The organism is Faucicola sp. SE7633 (assembly GCF_059264685.1).
Genome location: NZ_JCADBW010000018.1, coordinates 28018 through 45593, shown reverse-complemented (window position 1 = coordinate 45593; position 17576 = coordinate 28018). Strand labels below are relative to the sequence as shown.

14 protein-coding genes and 2 rRNA genes are annotated in these 17576 nt (G+C 47.7%); all 16 read left to right on the top strand.

The window, feature by feature from the left end; translation table 11 throughout:
- A 23S ribosomal RNA gene (locus AC5L4R_RS07765) occupies window positions 1–2328 on the top strand; the annotation flags it as partial.
- An 85-nt stretch (window positions 2329–2413) separates the two neighbouring features.
- Window positions 2414–2527: ribosomal RNA gene (rrf, locus tag AC5L4R_RS07760) — 5S ribosomal RNA — on the top strand.
- A 164-nt stretch (window positions 2528–2691) separates the two neighbouring features.
- The gene (locus AC5L4R_RS07755) at window positions 2692–3804 is read left to right on the top strand and encodes a PhoH family protein (RefSeq protein ID WP_494473357.1); all 1113 of its coding nucleotides are present in this window, start codon (window positions 2692–2694) and stop codon (window positions 3802–3804) included.
- Window positions 3801–4352, top strand: a complete 552-nt coding sequence (gene ybeY / locus AC5L4R_RS07750; protein WP_494473356.1) for an rRNA maturation RNase YbeY — start codon at window positions 3801–3803, stop codon at window positions 4350–4352. Before AC5L4R_RS07755 ends, ybeY begins: the two co-directional genes overlap by 4 nt.
- Window positions 4352–5446 carry an asparaginase gene (locus tag AC5L4R_RS07745; protein WP_494473355.1) on the top strand — a complete coding sequence of 365 codons (1095 nt, stop codon included), beginning with the start codon at window positions 4352–4354 and terminating at the stop codon, window positions 5444–5446. Before ybeY ends, AC5L4R_RS07745 begins: the two co-directional genes overlap by 1 nt.
- 39 nt (window positions 5447–5485) lie before the next feature.
- Window positions 5486–6313, top strand: a complete 828-nt coding sequence (gene truA / locus AC5L4R_RS07740; protein WP_494473354.1) for a tRNA pseudouridine(38-40) synthase TruA — start codon at window positions 5486–5488, stop codon at window positions 6311–6313.
- A gap of 86 nt (window positions 6314–6399) precedes the next feature.
- The gene (gene infA, locus AC5L4R_RS07735) at window positions 6400–6621 is read left to right on the top strand and encodes a translation initiation factor IF-1 (protein WP_067056595.1); all 222 of its coding nucleotides are present in this window, start codon (window positions 6400–6402) and stop codon (window positions 6619–6621) included.
- 298 nt (window positions 6622–6919) lie between these two features.
- Window positions 6920–7480, top strand: coding sequence for a pilus assembly FimT family protein (locus AC5L4R_RS07730; protein ID WP_494473353.1), 561 nt, complete (start codon window positions 6920–6922; stop codon window positions 7478–7480).
- Entirely contained in the window at window positions 7480–8058 is a 579-nt protein-coding gene (gene pilV / locus AC5L4R_RS07725; protein WP_494473352.1) for a type IV pilus modification protein PilV, read from the top strand. The genes AC5L4R_RS07730 and pilV overlap by 1 nt, the downstream gene beginning before the upstream one ends.
- On the top strand, window positions 8058–9254 hold the full coding sequence (locus tag AC5L4R_RS07720) for a PilW family protein (RefSeq protein WP_494473351.1): 1197 nt from the start codon (window positions 8058–8060) through the stop codon (window positions 9252–9254). Before pilV ends, AC5L4R_RS07720 begins: the two co-directional genes overlap by 1 nt.
- 72 nt (window positions 9255–9326) lie before the next feature.
- Window positions 9327–10142: a PilX N-terminal domain-containing pilus assembly protein gene (locus AC5L4R_RS07715; protein ID WP_494473360.1), complete on the top strand. Its 816-nt coding sequence runs from the start codon at window positions 9327–9329 to the stop codon at window positions 10140–10142.
- Window positions 10143–10281: 139 nt separating this feature from the next.
- Entirely contained in the window at window positions 10282–14286 is a 4005-nt protein-coding gene (locus tag AC5L4R_RS07710) for a pilus assembly protein (protein ID WP_494473350.1), read from the top strand.
- An 18-nt stretch (window positions 14287–14304) separates the two neighbouring features.
- Window positions 14305–14892 (top strand): type IV pilin protein, encoded by a 588-nt coding sequence (locus AC5L4R_RS07705; protein ID WP_494473349.1) that lies wholly within the window; start codon window positions 14305–14307, stop codon window positions 14890–14892.
- Entirely contained in the window at window positions 14886–15347 is a 462-nt protein-coding gene (locus tag AC5L4R_RS07700; RefSeq protein ID WP_494473348.1) for a type IV pilin protein, read from the top strand. Before AC5L4R_RS07705 ends, AC5L4R_RS07700 begins: the two co-directional genes overlap by 7 nt.
- A 390-nt stretch (window positions 15348–15737) precedes the next feature.
- Window positions 15738–16256, top strand: coding sequence for a pilin (locus AC5L4R_RS07695; RefSeq protein ID WP_494473347.1), 519 nt, complete (start codon window positions 15738–15740; stop codon window positions 16254–16256).
- Window positions 16257–16377: 121 nt separating this feature from the next.
- Complete coding sequence (locus AC5L4R_RS07690; protein ID WP_494473346.1) at window positions 16378–17571, top strand: serine hydrolase domain-containing protein; 1194 nt, start codon at window positions 16378–16380, stop codon at window positions 17569–17571.
- Window positions 17572–17576: the final 5 nt, after the last annotated feature.

Here is a 17576-nt window from a genome sequence, read left to right as displayed (position 1 = left end):
GGTGACCGCGTACCTTTTGTATAATGGGTCAGCGACTTATATTCTGTAGCGAGGTTAACCGAATAGGGGAGCCGCAGGGAAACCGAGTCTTAATAGGGCGTATAGTTGCAGGGTATAGACCCGAAACCGAGTGATCTATCCATGAGCAGGTTGAAAGTGACGTAACAGTCACCGGAGGACCGAACCCACTCCCGTTGAAAAGGTAGGGGATGACTTGTGGATAGGGGTGAAAGGCTAATCAAACTCGGTGATAGCTGGTTCTCCCCGAAAGCTATTTAGGTAGCGCCTCGGACGGACACCATGGGGGGTAGAGCACTGTTTCGGCTAGGGGGTCATCCCGACTTACCAAACCGATGCAAACTGACGAATACCCATGAGTGATATCCGGGAGACAGACGGCGGGTGCTAACGTCCGTCGTCAAGAGGGAAACAACCCAGACCGCCAGCTAAGGCCCCAAATTTCTAGTTAAGTGGGAAACGATGTGGGAAGGCATAGACAGCTAGGAGGTTGGCTTAGAAGCAGCCACCCTTTAAAGAAAGCGTAATAGCTCACTAGTCGAGTCGGCCTGCGCGGAAGATGTAACGGGGCTCAAACTAGGAGCCGAAGCTGCGGATTTAATTGTTTCAATTAAGTGGTAGGGGAGCATTGTGTAAGTCTGAGAAGGTGTGTTGTAAAGCATGCTGGAGATATCACAAGAGCGAATGCTGACGTGAGTAACGACAAAACGGGTGAAAAGCCCGTTCGCCGGAAGACCAAGGGTTCCAGTCCAACGTTAATCGGGGCTGGGTGAGTCGACCCCTAAGGTGAGGCCGAAAGGCGTAATCGATGGGAAATTGGTTAATATTCCAATACTTGTTTAAGATGCGATGGAGGGACGAAGAAGGTTATGCCAGCCTAGTGATGGTTATCTAGGTGGAAGGGTGTAGGTAGGTTTAGTAGGCAAATCCGCTGAACTAATACCAAGACCTGATAGCAAGCCGTAAGGCGAAGTGGCAAATACCATGCTTCCAAGAAAAGCTTCTAAGCGATAGTTTTAAACGAATCGTACCCGAAACCGACACAGGTGGTCAGGTAGAGAATACCAAGGCGCTTGAGAGAACTCTGCTGAAGGAACTAGGCAAAATGGTACCGTAACTTCGGGAGAAGGTACGCTGCCGATGGTGAGTGGACACGCTTCACAAAGCTATTGGCAGTCGCAGATACCAGGTCGCTGCAACTGTTTATTAAAAACACAGCACTCTGCAAACACGAAAGTGGACGTATAGGGTGTGATGCCTGCCCGGTGCTGGAAGGTTAATTGATGGGGTTAGCGTAAGCGAAGCCCTTGATCGAAGCCCCAGTAAACGGCGGCCGTAACTATAACGGTCCTAAGGTAGCGAAATTCCTTGTCGGGTAAGTTCCGACCTGCACGAATGGCATAATGATGGCGACGCTGTCTCCAGCAGAGACTCAGTGAAATCGAAATCGCAGTGAAGATGCTGTGTACCCGCGGCTAGACGGAAAGACCCCGTGAACCTTTACTACAGCTTTACATTGAACTTTGACCTTACCTGTGTAGGATAGGTGGGAGGCTATGAAACATGCACGCCAGTGTGTGTGGAGCCGACCTTGAAATACCACCCTGGTAATGTTGGGGTTCTAACTTCGGATTAACAGATCCAAGGACAATGTATGGTGGGTAGTTTGACTGGGGCGGTCTCCTCCTAAAGAGTAACGGAGGAGTACGAAGGTGCGCTCAGAACGGTCGGAAATCGTTCAAAGAGTATAAAGGCAGAAGCGCGCTTAACTGCGAGACCCACAAGTCGAGCAGGTACGAAAGTAGGTCTTAGTGATCCGGTGGTTCTGTATGGAAGGGCCATCGCTCAACGGATAAAAGGTACTCTGGGGATAACAGGCTGATACCGCCCAAGAGTTCATATCGACGGCGGTGTTTGGCACCTCGATGTCGGCTCATCTCATCCTGGGGCTGAAGCAGGTCCCAAGGGTATGGCTGTTCGCCATTTAAAGAGGTACGCGAGCTGGGTTTAGAACGTCGTGAGACAGTTCGGTCCCTATCTACCGTGGGCGTTGGAAATTTGAGAGGATCTGCTCCTAGTACGAGAGGACCAGAGTGGACGAACCTCTGGTGGTTCGGTTGTCACGCCAGTGGCACAGCCGAGTAGCTATGTTCGGATGGGATAACCGCTGAAAGCATCTAAGCGGGAAGCCCACCTCAAGATAAGATTTCCCCAAAGAGCCGTTCTAGACCAGGACGTTGATAGGTTGGGTGTGGAAGTGCAGCGATGCATGGAGCTAACCAATACTAATTGCTCGTTTGACTTGACTATACAACACCTAATGGGTTGTAGACGTTCATCAAAGTTTATTGATTCAGTTGCTCATTTCTCTATATGCCGCAAGGCTCAACGCTTTGCTGACGACCATAGCTTGTTGGAACCACCTGATCCCTTACCGAACTCAGAAGTGAAACGACAATGCGCCGATGGTAGTGTGATTCGATCATGTGAGAGTAGGTCATCGTCAGCGTTTTATCCTAAACCCCCACTTAGCTAAGTGGGGGTTTTTTTATGGCCTACCGTAAAATTTAGACTTGCTTTTTTGGATAAAACTTCCATAATAAGTTAGCGATCAATCGATAAAGTCGATTAATAAGCCACAATATTTAATAGTACAGCAATAAGGATGACCACTTGAGCGAGACCATTCAGCGCAGTGTTGATTTATCTAGCCTCACAACTCACCAACTAAAATCCCTTTTGGGTGAATATAATAACCATATCAAATATTTAGAACAGCGGCTGGATGTACAAATCCATCAGCGCAAATCCGAGTTTGTGGTGTCGGGTGATTTTGAACCCGTCGAGCGTGCCGAAAAGATTCTATTACAACTGGCTGATGACGTGCAGACCAACACGGATATCACACCCGAAGATTTGCACATGCTGATTCAGACCAGTTTTAGCCGTGAAGCGCAACTAAGCGATACCGATGAATCCACAGACCGTGATGCTCATGTATCTCACAAAACCTATGCGCCGATTAGCCTGCACACACGTAAGGGCAAAATCACGCCACGAGGTGCGAATCAGCAACGTTATGTCAAACGGATTTTGACCTCAGATATTTCATTTGGTGTGGGTCCTGCTGGGACAGGTAAAACATATTTGGCGGTTGCCTGTGCGGTTGATATGCTTGAGCGCAATGAAATCGAGCGTATTTTATTGGTACGCCCTGCGGTAGAGGCAGGGGAGAAGTTGGGTTTTTTGCCTGGTGATTTGACCCAAAAAATTGACCCATATTTGCGTCCGCTCTATGACGCACTGTATGAGATGCTGGGCTTTGAAAAAGTCGGTAAACTGCTTGAGCGTCAAATTATTGAGGTTGCTCCGCTTGCTTATATGCGTGGGCGTACACTCAACAATTCGTTTGTGATTTTGGATGAGGCGCAAAACACCACACCTGAACAGATGAAAATGTTTTTGACGCGTTTAGGTTTTGGCTCGCGCGCTGTCATTACGGGTGATATGTCGCAGGTGGATTTACCACGCGGCACTAAGTCGGGTTTAAGTCAAGCTTTAGCCATCTTGTCACCGATTCAAGAAATTCATATCACCAAGTTTGATAGCAAAGATGTGGTGCGCCACCATTTGGTACAAAAAATTGTCGAGGCATATGACGCGTTTGATGAAGAACAAGAGGCAATAAAAGCGGCTAAAAAACAAGCCCGACTTGCCGAGCAAGCCCAAGCTTTGGCAAATTCTGCTGAGACCAGCGCTGAGACTACACAGGCAGACGCTAAATGACGCAAGCCGCTTATGATGTCATCGTGAGCTTTAGCGACACGCTTGCCCAACACGCCGATTTTGCTGCCATCAAATGTTGTTATGAGGAGGCGAAAATTGGCGATTGGTTGGCGCGGTTGCTAACGTATTTGCGTGCGCAGCCAAGCGCGTGGGTGCATGATGATTTGATGGTATTTGATACGTCGTATGAATTGTCGTTGTACATCACCACGCCCACGGAGGCACGCGCGTTAAATTTGGATTATCGCGGCAAGGATTATGCGACCAACATTTTATCTTATCCAGCAGATTTGCCTGCCGAGGTGGCCGATAAGCTCCCTTTAGTGCCGCTTGGTGAGTTGGTGATTTGTCATGCGGTGGTGGATGAGCAAGCCGCTGAGCAGGGCAAGTCTTTGGCCGCGCATATCACCCATTTGATAATTCACGGTATGTTGCATTTGTTGGGCTTTGACCATGAATTGGGACAAGCTGAGCAAGATGAAATGGAACGTATCGAAATCGCCGTGTTGGCGGATTTGGGGGTTGCCAATCCGTATGAGTTGCCGTAATGGTCAAGCAAATCGTTCGTGAGCCGATTGGCGTTGTGTATTTAGGGGGTACATTTGGTAGCTACGGGCAACCGTTGGCAAGTCTTGCACCTGATGTATTTTTGCCGATTTTACAACGTATCTTGGCAACGCATTTTGCCAGTTATGCCAATCACGCTGATGCCCCTGTGCCGTGGCAGATTTTGCCCAATCTGGTGGTAAAAGACAGTAGCCAGCTGACGCCAATCGATTTTGCTGATATTTATCGCGTGTTGGTCAATGCGCTAAATAATGGCATGCGGCGGTTTGTGCTGCTCACGGGTACGGATACGTTGGCATATTTGGCGGCATGGCTTGCGGAGGCGTTTGCCCAAAGTGACACTTGTGTTGTGGTCACGGGTGCGATGCAGCCGCTGCTTGCGCCACAAGTTTTGACGGATTATGTGGTCAATCCTGACAGCGATGCGCATCAAAACTTGTTTGATGCGTGCCAATTGGCTTGCCATGGTGAGGCAGGGGTGCGCGTGTGTTTTGCAGGCGAACATTGGCCTGCCCAAACGGTACAAAAAATCCACAGTCATGATTTGATGGCGTTTGTTGGTCATCATCGCGCAGGCTATCCTGCCAATAGTTTTAGCAAAAAAATAAGCCCACGTCAGCGTGCGCTGTGGCTGGCGGACAAAACCGCAGAATTAAAAACAGTTTGTCAGCGTATGGCAGCGGCAACTATTGTCACGGTGTATGCGGTGCCGATGACCGCGCAAGCTTGGCAGGCGTATTTTGCCGCCTTGGTGCAACAAGCCCCCGATGGTGTGATGTTGCTGGGATTTGGTACGGGCAATTTTTTACAAGCACCTGAGATTGCCGACGCGCTCAAGCAACTAAAAGCGCAAGGCTGTTTGGTGGTGGCTTCCACACAATGCCCCTATGGTGGCACAGACAGCACCTATGCCGCAGGCGCATGGTTGGCAGAGTGTGGCGTGTTGCCAAGTGGACGGCTGACGGTGGCGGCCATTTATGCACGACTATTGTGGCTGCTAGCGCAATACGATGCCCCAAGCCGCCGTCGCCAACGTTGGCGGCATTGTCTGAACGCCACGCATACTGTGGCTTAGGCGGCTGGTGCATCTTAGGTTTTACAAGGATAATGCAGTTTGAACGACGCGGTAGGACGCAACGACACCCAAACATATGCCATCGGGATTGAATTTAATGGGCAAGGCTATCGTGGTTGGCAGCGGCAGCAGGAAGTCGGTAGTATCCAAGCAGAGGTTGAGCGCGCGCTGTCGCAAATCGCCAATGAACCCATTGAGGTGGTGGCAGCAGGGCGCACCGATGCAGGTGTCCATGCCTCGAACATGGTGGCGCATTTTGTCACCACAGCGCGGCGCGATGTTTACAACTGGCTGCGCGGTGCAAATACGTTGTTGCCCAATGACATTGCCTTGCGCTGGCTTGTGCCAATGCCCGATGCGTTTCATGCACGGTTTGCAGCGATAGCGCGGCGTTATCGTTATATCACGCTCAATCAGCCATATCGCCCTGCGCTGTTGCACGGCCAAGTGACCCATCAGTACCAACCCCTAGATTGGTCAGCGATGCAAACAGCGTGTCAAAGCTTGGTCGGGCGGCATGATTTTACCAGCTTTCGCGCAGCGGCTTGTCAGTCCAAACAGCCCGTGCGTGAGGTGGCGTTTGCCAACCTGTATCCATACGGCGATTTGTGGGTGCTAGATATCCAAGCCGATGGTTTTTTGCATCATATGGTGCGCAATATCATGGGGAGTCTGTACGCCATAGGGCGCGGTGAGCAGCCTGCCACGTGGCTAGCCGATTTATTGACCATCAAAGACCGTACTCAAGCTGCGCCCACCGCCCCTGCTGATGGCTTGTATTTTATCAATGCCTTATATCCGCCGCAATTTCAGACCCTATTACCCAAAGTGCGCCTATCACCTGTATGGCTCAATCTGCCCGAGTGAACCAGCGCAAACACTTGCTAATTGATTAGAATTATTGTAAAATACGGTGTTTAAAATTTTAGCAAATCTTTAGCAGATTAGGTATTATGTCAAAAAAAGACGATGTCATTGAATTTGAAGGCGAGGTGGTGGATACTTTGCCAAACACATTATTTAAAGTGCGCCTAGAAAATGGGCATGAGATCATCGCGCATATCTCTGGTAAAATGCGTAAAAACTACATTCGTATTTTGACGGGCGATAAGGTCAAGGTAGAGATGACCCCATATGATTTGTCGAAAGGACGCATCACTTATCGTGGGCGCTAGGCGATCGTAATTTGTAAAATTTATTCAAATCTTGGTAATATATTTGAATGGATTTAAGTTTCTAAGCAGTGATTAAACAAAATGAAAGTCAAATACTGAGAGCTTAATTTAAATATTAAGCCTGCCATACAAACAAGCCTTGGGCTAACAACTTGTGCGTTAGTCTGAGGTTTTTTTTTGACAGTTGGGTGCGCTGCCAAGCTTAGACGCTTAAACATTATGTGCAATCATATAGCTTTGGTTAAAAATGTTTGACCAAAAGATAAGGCACGGTTTTTGCAACATTATTTTAAACAACATGATGAAATCATCGGGCACTGCCTTGGTGATAAGAGATGAGAGAGTAGGGAATAACGCAATGGTGCCAATCGCTTCGGCACGGGGTTTTACACTGATTGAGCTGATGGTCGTGGTGGCGATTATTGCGATTGTATCCTTAATCGCAGCGCCCAATATGTCGCGGCAAATCAGACAAATGCGTGTGATTGACGGGGCTAACACAATTGAGTCAGCCTTCAAAGACGCGCGCACACAGGCGCAAATCTACCAAAAACCAACATTTGTTGAACTAACGAATACGGCAACGGATAAGCGTATGGATGTCAAATTTGTTGGCAGTGCTGATAATCTTTCACGCTTTACGTTAAATAACAGTTTAACGCTCGCACCAAGCAAGGCAAGTTTGGATAAGATAAGTTTTACACCACAAAAACACGCGTTTGAAGGTAATACAGGGGCGGGTACAGTGCTTAATAATACCACAAAAATCACGGTATGCTCTGGTACGGGTGTGGATCGTTACGCCATATTTGTCGATGGCAATAGTAATATTGTGACGCAAAAAGATGGAACTTGCTGATGAAATCGCAACAAGGTATTGGCTTGATTGAGGTCTTGGTCGCGCTGCTGTTATTGGCCGTGGCGATCTTGGGTTTTAGCGCGATGCAAATCAATGCCGTAAAAGCCACCGATGAAGGCCTGATGCGGTCACGCGCCATGGCAATTATTCGTACAGGTTCGGAGATGATGCGCGCCAATCCAAATGGTATTGAGACTTTTAAGACCACGCTAAATACGGGTACGCCACCGACTTTACCTGATTCTGACAAAACGGTCACAACTTCAAGCTGTCAAATCATCACCCAAGCTAGCGTGTCTCAATCTGATTATTGTTCTGTGGAAAAACTGGCAGCCCGAGATGCGCTTGTCATGCGTCAATATGCCTTAGACAATGAGATTCGCTTAAAATTAGAAACTTGTCCAGGCACATCAGGGACACAAGAACGACGCTGTTTTATCGCCAGCTGGGGCGATACCCAACCCACGCTGGCAGCAACCGATGTTGCGTCATCGACGCTAGCAAGCACTGTTTATTGTGCCGATAAGGACGGCATGTATTATCCTGGCTCACAATGCTTTATTTTGGAGACCTACTGATGCTGGCTGCAAAATGGCAAAATTCATCAAAACCAAAGTATTTATCACAGGCGCGGCCAGTCAAGCCGTGTTATCGTTATGCCCAATCAGGTTTTACCTTGGTTGAGCTGATGATTTCTTTGGTGCTTGGGTTATTAATCACTGCTGCCGCCATGCAGGTGTATTACACGAACTATAAAACCAGTACCATCCAGCGCAGTGGCAGTGAGTTACAACAATCAAGCATTTTTGGCTTGGCCCCCCTTGAGGCAAATATTCGTCTAGCGAATCTGGGTAACGATATAGCGTATATCGATGACGAAACGGCACAAGGCGGTGTGGTGCTGACAGGTTGCAATCTAGGCATTTATACGCTTGCAAGCGCCAAACAGATTGGTGATAGACCACCTAAATATCAGTCATTACCTGATGCCTGTAATCCCAAAAGTGAAAGTACAGAAATATATAAAAAAGATACCTATGCCCAAACATCCTCAGGCTATTTAACACGCACAGGCAGTGAGAGCAGTGCAGGCAATAATAAAACCAAATGGACAGGCGTATCAAATATCAAGGGTATCGGCAGCGACCAATTAACCATTCAGTACAAAAACATCAGTAACGCGGTGATGTCGGATTGTGAAGGTGGTAATGTTGAGATTGGTGATACCGTGGTGGAGCGTTATTTTCTGCGCTTACCAACTGGCGTTGCGTCCGACAATAACAAAGTACAAAACTTGGTACTTGCCTGTGATGCTGGTCGCGTAAATGTGCAATCTAATGGCGGCTCTACCATTAAAACTTTTACGCCTGCCACTGATCCGCGCAATTTTGGACAAGCGGGGCAAGAGCTGATTCGTGGAGTAGATCAGTTTGTAATCGCTTTGGGCGTACAGCAGCCTGAGACAACGAAAGCCGAGCCATCGCTGTTATATATCACCACAGACAAATATAAGTCGCTTAGCCCGATTGCTTATGATGCTAGCCAGCCTGATTATAAAATTCGCCCACCCATTGTTGCGATTCGTGTTGGGCTGATTATGAATGGTGGAGTGCCGATTTTAGCCGATACGGATAAAGATACGTTTACCTTACTTGGTCAGTCAATGTCGCTTAAAACCGATACCAGTCGAAGCAAACAAGTGCGTACAGCCTATGAAACAAGTATTTTGTTACGCAATGCGCGTGTCATCACGCTAGGGACGGACTTAAAATAGGCTAAAGAGCCCCAGTAATAGGATGATATCATGGCTAATTGCAACCCATCTTTACCAAGCAGACAGGTGCTCATGTTGCCTCAGTCGCCTAGGAGATTTTATCTGTCCAAACAGCATGGCGCAACACTGATTATTGTATTATTGTTTTTAGTGCTTGTTATGCTAGCTGGTGCGATTGCAGTACGTCGCAGTGTGACCGATATGCGCGTTGCCACCAGTCAGCAAATTAGTACACAGCTTTTGCAATCATCTGAAAGCGCCAATGAGCGTCTAGAAGGTATGATCAACGGCAAGCCATCGTCACAAGGTTATCAAGATTTGATTAGCTTGTCAGGGGCATTTGGGCATTTTTTGGTCAATCCCGACAACCTAGGTAATGAATTCATCTATTGCTATAACCCGACGACCACGCGTTATCTTACCAGCAAAGCCACCATCAAAACGCCGTCGGGCGGCTACTGGAGCGGACTAAATAACGGTATTTGTGATTACAAAAAATCTGATAGCTTTACGACCGAGCGCAATACGGTGATGACACAGGTCCATGTGACTGCGCCGCGTGGCAAGCCAAGCGATGAAGACGAAGCCTTTGCCTACACAGCGACAGGTGTGGAGGCGACGGGATCATCTAGCCGCAAGACGGTATTTAATATTTATGCGACCTCCATCTTGCCGTCATATGCCAAACCAGTCAATGGCTCTACAAAATGTATGGAGCAGCCTACCGCGGTCAATGCAAATGGTATCACGCCGATGTATAACTGCTTGATCCAAGCAGCTGTACCGACGGCAATGACGTACGAGCAGGTCACCGTTGAGAACATGTCCAATGCCAAGACGTGCTATGACTATGGCAAAAGCGGTGCGTTGGCAAACGATTGTAAGTAAATCAAAAAGTAACGCGTGTTTATTGATATCTTTAGCTATTTATAGCCCGTGATGACTGCCAACCAATCAACCAACACTGTGTTAAGTAATACAATAGGTTAAGGTAGTTGGTAGGTTCATGCAGGAGGATTGAATTCCGATGAAAACGAAGACGACTGCTACAACAACTCTATCATCGCCACTGCGTTATGGGGTGCTGGCGGTGACCGCTGCCATGGCGGTAGGCGCGACGCAAGCGCAAGCCTCGAGCAAAAAGATTGGGGATTTGGAGATCTATCAAGCGGCAGAGGGTGGCAAGGTTACTATCACGATGATGCTTGATACCTCAGGTAGTATGGCGTACGATGCAGTAGGCAACGATGCGTGTGATTTACCAGAGAACCAACAAAATGCTACGGTAAGACGCTATGAAGAGAATTCTGGTACCACACCCAGCTACAAAAGAATTGGCTGTGAAGTAGCAACCGATTCAGAAAGACGATACTTTTATCGAAGCGTTACGCGAAGAAGCTGCATTTTTTGGTCTTGCTGGGATACCACCACGTCCTGGTATTCTTGTGGTACAGGAAATGATGGTAGCACTGATTACCGAGAGTGTAATGTGGCATTGACAACCACACCTAACACCAAAGGTCTGTCAGAGGCTGAAGGCTATTATTACAAAAACATATCAACCAAAAAGCCATATTTTGACCGTTTGACACGTCTGAAGGATGCTATTTTCCGTCTGATGGATGAAAAAGATAGCAAAGATAACTATGTTTTAGACTCAAAAAAAGTAGCCATCGGTATTGGGCAATTTTCAGCTCAAAGTGATAAAAATAATGTTTATAACGGCGCAGATGGCTTGAGTGGCAAAATCTTGCTACCAGCAGCGCTGCTGACTGACACACAGCGTGCTAACATCAAAACTGCAGTTGCTGCACTCCGAGGTAGCGGGGGGACTCCAACTGCTAACGCGTATTCAAGTGTTGGCGCTTATATGTTGGGCGAAAGTAATCGCTATGATAATGACACTACAAGTGGCTTTGACAAATCAGTGCCAAGCTCCAAAAGCGGAGGTAAGTACATATCACCTTTAAACAGTAACTCTCAATGTGATGGGCAGGGGATTTATTTTTTGACCGACGGGAAACCTAACTCGTCGATAGATCCTGAAAAACTAATGCGTAAAGCGTTAGGTACAAAATCAGATAGCTTTAATATGTCCAACACCTTGCCACCAAGTGATAATTCAAAAGGGCGTATGCCAGAAGTCGGCGCATTCGCTAGAGCCTTGCGTATAGCAGATAATAACCCCAAAAACCTATCAATCCGTACCGCAGTGGTTGGCTTTGGCTCAGATTTTAACGTTGATAACTATATAAATATTAAACAAGAGCTTAGAGTACCTGAGCTTGACAAAAAAACCAGTATGCCTGTCAAAGATGCTCGCGGTAACTACCAATATACAGAAGATAAAATAGCGACCTATTTTGACTGCTCAAAAATTACTGATAGAGATGCCAAAAACGCCTGTAACTGGGGGGCTAAATCGCATCCTAGCTTACCGGGGGTGGGTGGCTATGGCGAGGGCGGCTTTTATTCTGCCCAATCGACTGAAGACGTGATTGATAGCATCAAAACATTCGTTAATGACTTAAACCAAACCTTGCCTGCCACGCCGTCTGGTACTATCACCGTACCTGATGACCCCTACCGTGCAGATAGCCAGCTTGCCTATGCCTACTACCCAATGGTAGAAGCCAAGGTGAGCGACGCTGTACCTATTTGGCCTGGCAACGTCAAAAAATATACGCTCAACGCTGGTACACTGGTAGGTAAAAATAATAAAGCTTTATTTACCGATGCCTCAGGCGCGCTTGTGCCGACCACGCAGGATTTGTGGAGTGCCAAAAACGAGGGCGATAAAAACACCAATGTCCAATCAGGCGGTTATTACTCACAACTACCAGCACCCAACGCCAGTGAGATCGACAATATCCGAACGCTATATATCGAAAACGCAAACAGTTTGGTTAAATTCGGGGTCAATAGTAGTGGCCAAATTACGCTCAATGACAATGCCGCCAGTAATAGCAATACGCTGACCGATACCATCTACACACCTGTGATGATTAAGCGATTGGTCAATTTCTTAGGGTTTAATGACTTTAGAGAACCTAACCCCAACGAAACCACCACCAATTATTTAAAAGATCTGAGCTTAGACATCAAGACAGCAAGCGGTGGTAAGCAAGTGGGCGCAACCATCCATTCAGCACCAACAGCCGTATCCTACGCTGCCAATCTTGATGACGATGGACGCGTGGGCGCAACGCGTGATGACTATGTGCTATTTGGTTCTATGGACGGCGCGTTGCATTTGGTCAGTACTGATAGCGGTGAAGAAAAATTTGCCTTTATCCCAAAAGTGGTGTTACAAAATCAACCTAACAGTATCAATAATGACACGACAGGTGCTACAGCGGGCGCACCGAATGCAGGTGTAGATGCGCCATGGCTGGTCACAGCGGATTATAAATATGATCTAACCAGTAAAAAGGTCAATATCGACACTGATAGCAATAAAGGCGTGTTTGCTTATGGTGGTTTTCGTCTTGGTGGCAATGGTCTGTATGGTCTTGACCTAAGTAGATATGACGCGCCCAGACGGCTCTTTAGCATCCTACCACCAACATCCCCATCAGCAGTAGGTTTTGGGCGTATGGGTCAAATTTGGTCAAAACCTGTCAAAGCGCGTGTACGTCTGAGCGAATCTGATAAGGGTACGGACGTGCTAATCTTTGGCGGTGGCTATGACACCTGTTATGAGGATGAAAGCTACTACGTTGGTTCGACGACATCCACCATGACCAACCAAGCAGGACAAAGATGTAACCGCACGACCAATCCAGACGCGATTGGCAATGCTGTTTATATGATTAATGCTAAAACAGGTGCTCTACTGTGGTCTGCTAGTAATGCCAACAACACGGTGGGCAGCTCAAGTGTCACCAACGCGTATATGAAAAACAGCATCGTTGGTGGTGTGACGGTGCTTGACCGTGACAATGACGGTTTTATGGATCATATTTATTTTGCCGACCTAGGTGGACAGCTATTCCGTGCTGATTTTATCGCCAAAGATGGTGAGCAAACGCTAGAAAACAACCGCAAGATCAAGGTCAAATATCTAGACTTGGCCACCGCCAGCAATGCCCGTGTGACGCGGCTATTAGCGCCTGCTAATGAAAAGCAATATCAACTACGCTTCTATGAGCGCCCTGTGGTTAGTTTTTACCGCAATAACGACAGTAAAAACTTATTTGCCATGGTTAATTTAATTTCAGGTGATCGCAGCTCACCGCTGTCCAAAATCCGTACCCAGCTAAGCAATTCAGACCGTGTGTATGGTATCGTTGATAGCGACATCACCAGACCCAACACCGAGTTTAACACCGCATCTAACTTGAAAGTTAAAGACCTAACAGATGCTAATTTAGTTGCTTTGCCTACTGCGATGGGCGCTCAACCATCAGGCGGCTATACCGAAGCGCAGCGTAAAGGCGCGATCGCACCGATGCAGTCAGGTAGCAAGCGCGGTTGGTACTACCTGCTGACACGGTTTGACGGCTACAACAACGTACGCTACAACAAGGGCGTGGGCAAGTCTGAAGTTATCAATAGTACGCTATATACCACCGTGTACAACCCTGATATGACGTATGATGACAGTGGGGATGACTGTTCTGCCAAGATTGTCGGTGGTTCAGAGCGTGAGCTATATTGCTTACCCTATGGTATCTGCCTAAAAGACCCAGCAGAGCAAACCAATAACTCCATCAACGGTACAGGCGGCTTTATGCGTGCAGGTAAAGGTATCCAAGAGCTGACCTTAGGACCATACAGCAGCGAACGCAATAACCAACGCCTGCTGATCGGTACACTAAGTCTGCCAGATCGTGCCATCGGGCGAGTGAATTTTGGGCGAGACTCTGCCAAAGATGGTTCTGGCATCAATAGCGCACAAAAAGGACTGACTTTGGCTGGTGGTGATGGCGGTGCAATCACCCAAGAAGGTGGGGATGGTTCTGCCAAAGATACATTGATTGAAACACGCTGGATGCTAACACCAAAAACGTGGTATCAAGTTAGCAAATAAAGCATTAAAGCGGAGATGATGCCCATGTTAATGCGCCATCGACAAATAGGCTTTACATTAATTGAGCTGATGGTGACGGTTGCCATCATGGCGATACTGGCCAGCATCGCGCTGCCAAGCTATCGCCGCTACGTCGTCAAAAATGCCGAAGCGCAAGTGCAAACCCGTATGAGCCAAGTCGCCCTAGAGCTTGAGCGTTGGCGCGCAAACGCGCTGACGTATCGCGGATTTTATCCCAAAAACCAAAATGAACAGGGCGAAATCGTATATGCGTATGGCTACTATAAAGACGGCAACAGTGATGATACCGCCCATAAAATCATCTACGTGCCGATGGGTGCAAGCCAAGATAACTTTAAATACAAAATCGAGCTGACAGGTCCAGATGGCACAAGCTCACTGACCCATAGTGATGCCAATGACGTATCTGCCGCGCCGACTGGCTGGCGGATGATGGCAACACCAAACGATAAGTTAAAATCAGACCGTGCTAGCAAGCTATTTTTCAGTAGCCAAGGCGCGCGCTGCAAGAACCGCACAAACGAAAATTTTACGATCAAAAACGCAACGTGCGCAACCAATGAAGCAGGTTCAGAGCCATGGTGACGATACAATCAAAATTTGATAAGCGCAATTTATTAACCACACGCTACCGTGAAATACAGGGCTTTACACTGCTTGAACTGATGATCGTGGTTGCCGTCATCGGGGTATTGGCGGCGATTGCCTACCCAAACTACCAAAGTCACGTCAAGCGCACCAAGCGCACCGAGATGATGACGGAAATGCAAAATGAAGCAAGCCGTATTGAGGCGCGTAAATTGGCAGAAGGTACATATGATAATATTGCTAAAAGTAACGTCAGCTTTCCTGCCGACCAGCCCAACTACACCTACAGCATTGCACCTGCTACCGCACAGTGGAAAATTACGGCAGTGCCTGTGGCACGGGGCATGATGGATGGCGATGGGACACTTACGCTATCCGCCAATGGCGAAAAATGCCACGTCTTGTCTGCGACAAACAAAACGTGCGGACGCGGTGACGAGTGGCGCAATTAGTGCGCTGTGTGCTATCGGCGCATGGTGTGTCAATTTTTGTCATACTGACAATTTTTGACACATGGTGTGGGACATAATGCGGCAGTTGAGACGGCTGGGTGACAAAAATTGGCAATGTTTGGGGCAGCTAACTGACAAATTTGGTAACTGTGTCAGCAGATTGGTCAAAATTTGTCACTAAACTGACAAAAAATGTCACATGATTACCCAGCAACGCGCGTTGCCAAAGTTGGCACGCAAAATGCAAGAGTCAGGGCAGAGGTAGAACTATTTATTCCATCACGCGCCACGCGCTATGTGCAACCAGCGTATGAATAGATAGGCTTAAACGCTAAACGGGCATCTGCCCAACCGTATCAGTATCACTGATTTTTTACAAAGGAGTTCATTATGAACGCTCAAAAAGGTTTTACATTGATTGAATTGATGATCGTTATCGCTATCATCGGTATCTTGGCTGCTATCGCTATTCCTCAATACCAGAACTACATCGCACGTTCACAAGTTAGCCGTGTGATGGGTGAGACTGGTAGTCTAAAAACTGCCGTTGATAACTGTGTTCAAGCAGGTAAAGTATCTGGTACAGCGTCAGACGCGGTGACTTGTGCCTCAGGGGATATTGGTGCAACAGGCTCTAACTTGCTAGGTGCAGATGGCGCAGTTATCGCCGCTGGTACAGCTGGTACTAACCAAGGCGTACCTAACGTTAAAATCAATGGCGATGGTACAGCTACAATTCAGGCTACATTTGGTCATAACGCCGCTGCTATTTTAAAAAATGATACTGCGAAAAAAGTTCAATGGTCACGTACTGCTGATGGTACGTGGAGCTGCTCTACAGATGTTGATGCAAAATTTGCCCCAGCGGGTTGCCCTGCCACAACAACTGCTATAACAGATCTTTCTTAATGCTAAATATATTTTACTAAATGATTTTTATAAAAAGTAAAGACTTCGGTCTTTACTTTTTTTTATTCACTGTAAAAAGTCAATCGCGAATTTTAGTTTAACATTGAATATAAGGCAAAAAATGTTTCGCCAGCTAAAAGCACAGGATTTTTTTCAACTCTTAATAATTATCATGTTGGCGGCATGTTTTGTTTATTTTTATGTTAACAACGACGCACGCAACCACGTTTGGCTCAAAACCTATCCAATCCGCGCCCAATTATCCAACCACCGCCTTACCTGCACCCCCAACAGCCCCACATGGCTTACCAACACCATCACCAACCAAGCCTTATACGGCAGTGCGCCATCCAACCAAATCGCCTACATCGACCCCCACGGCACGCTCGCGCATTGCCAAAACGGCTACACAGGCGAATATCCTCTGCTATCGCCCCCCGTTACCCCCAACACGCGCTTTCGCTACGCCAGCGTCACCAAACTGTGGACAGCCGATGCTATCTTGACGCTCATCAAGCAAGGCAAACTGCGCCTAGACACCAAACTGGCTGACCTGCTGCCGCAAATCCACAACCCCAAAGACCCACGCATCAACGACATCACCATCGCTGACCTATTGCTACATCGTGCAGGCTTTGACCGCTACAGCCTAGCAGGGCAAGACATGTTTGGCATCGGCAAAGACATTTGCCCCAATCATCTAGACGAACTTAACCAAATCACCCTAGGCTTTACCCCCAACAGCAAAATGAGCTATTCAAACCTTGGCTACTGCCTACTTGGCGAAGTCATCGCGCGTCAATACCAACAGCCCTATACCGATGTCATCCGCGCCAACTACGGGCTAGACCGTACCACGCTGCGCTTCATCGGCAACACTGCCATGCCCGATGAGGTATTTTATAACTACGTTGAAACAGGCATTACGGGCATTGCTGACATCTACACCGCGTTTGACTACCACGGCTTGGCATCGGCGGCAGGCTTATCGGGCAATGCCATTGACTTGGCACAACAAGTCAAAACCATGCTTGCCAAGCCTGCGCCCAATATTACCACGTTTGCCGATATCCCGTGTGACCCCACCAAGTGGGAAGACTGCTACGGCTATGCTATGTTTAGCTACCAGCCATCGCTTGGCCAACCCAAAATCTATGTACGCAGCGGCGCGCTGTTGGGTTTGTCGTCGTTGGTTGTCGTGACCGAAGATGGTGCAGTCATCGCGCTATTGAGCAACGGACGTAATGCCTATAGCAGTCCAAAGCAGACGGTTGAACGGATATATCAACAGCTGTATGGGCGGTCTAAAACTTAGCTTGA

Coding starts and splice junctions, on each gene's coding strand:
- pilV (WP_494473352.1), top strand. CDS start 7,480: ATGAAATCGCAACAAGGTATTGGCTTGATTGAGGTCTTGGTCGCGCTG.
- AC5L4R_RS07695 (WP_494473347.1), top strand. CDS start 15,738: ATGAACGCTCAAAAAGGTTTTACATTGATTGAATTGATGATCGTTATC.
- AC5L4R_RS07705 (WP_494473349.1), top strand. CDS start 14,305: ATGCCCATGTTAATGCGCCATCGACAAATAGGCTTTACATTAATTGAG.
- AC5L4R_RS07745 (WP_494473355.1), top strand. CDS start 4,352: ATGGTCAAGCAAATCGTTCGTGAGCCGATTGGCGTTGTGTATTTAGGG.
- AC5L4R_RS07700 (WP_494473348.1), top strand. CDS start 14,886: ATGGTGACGATACAATCAAAATTTGATAAGCGCAATTTATTAACCACA.
- AC5L4R_RS07690 (WP_494473346.1), top strand. CDS start 16,378: ATGTTTCGCCAGCTAAAAGCACAGGATTTTTTTCAACTCTTAATAATT.
- AC5L4R_RS07720 (WP_494473351.1), top strand. CDS start 8,058: ATGCTGGCTGCAAAATGGCAAAATTCATCAAAACCAAAGTATTTATCA.
- AC5L4R_RS07710 (WP_494473350.1), top strand. CDS start 10,282: ATGAAAACGAAGACGACTGCTACAACAACTCTATCATCGCCACTGCGT.
- ybeY (WP_494473356.1), top strand. CDS start 3,801: ATGACGCAAGCCGCTTATGATGTCATCGTGAGCTTTAGCGACACGCTT.
- AC5L4R_RS07715 (WP_494473360.1), top strand. CDS start 9,327: ATGTTGCCTCAGTCGCCTAGGAGATTTTATCTGTCCAAACAGCATGGC.
- AC5L4R_RS07730 (WP_494473353.1), top strand. CDS start 6,920: ATGATGAAATCATCGGGCACTGCCTTGGTGATAAGAGATGAGAGAGTA.
- infA (WP_067056595.1), top strand. CDS start 6,400: ATGTCAAAAAAAGACGATGTCATTGAATTTGAAGGCGAGGTGGTGGAT.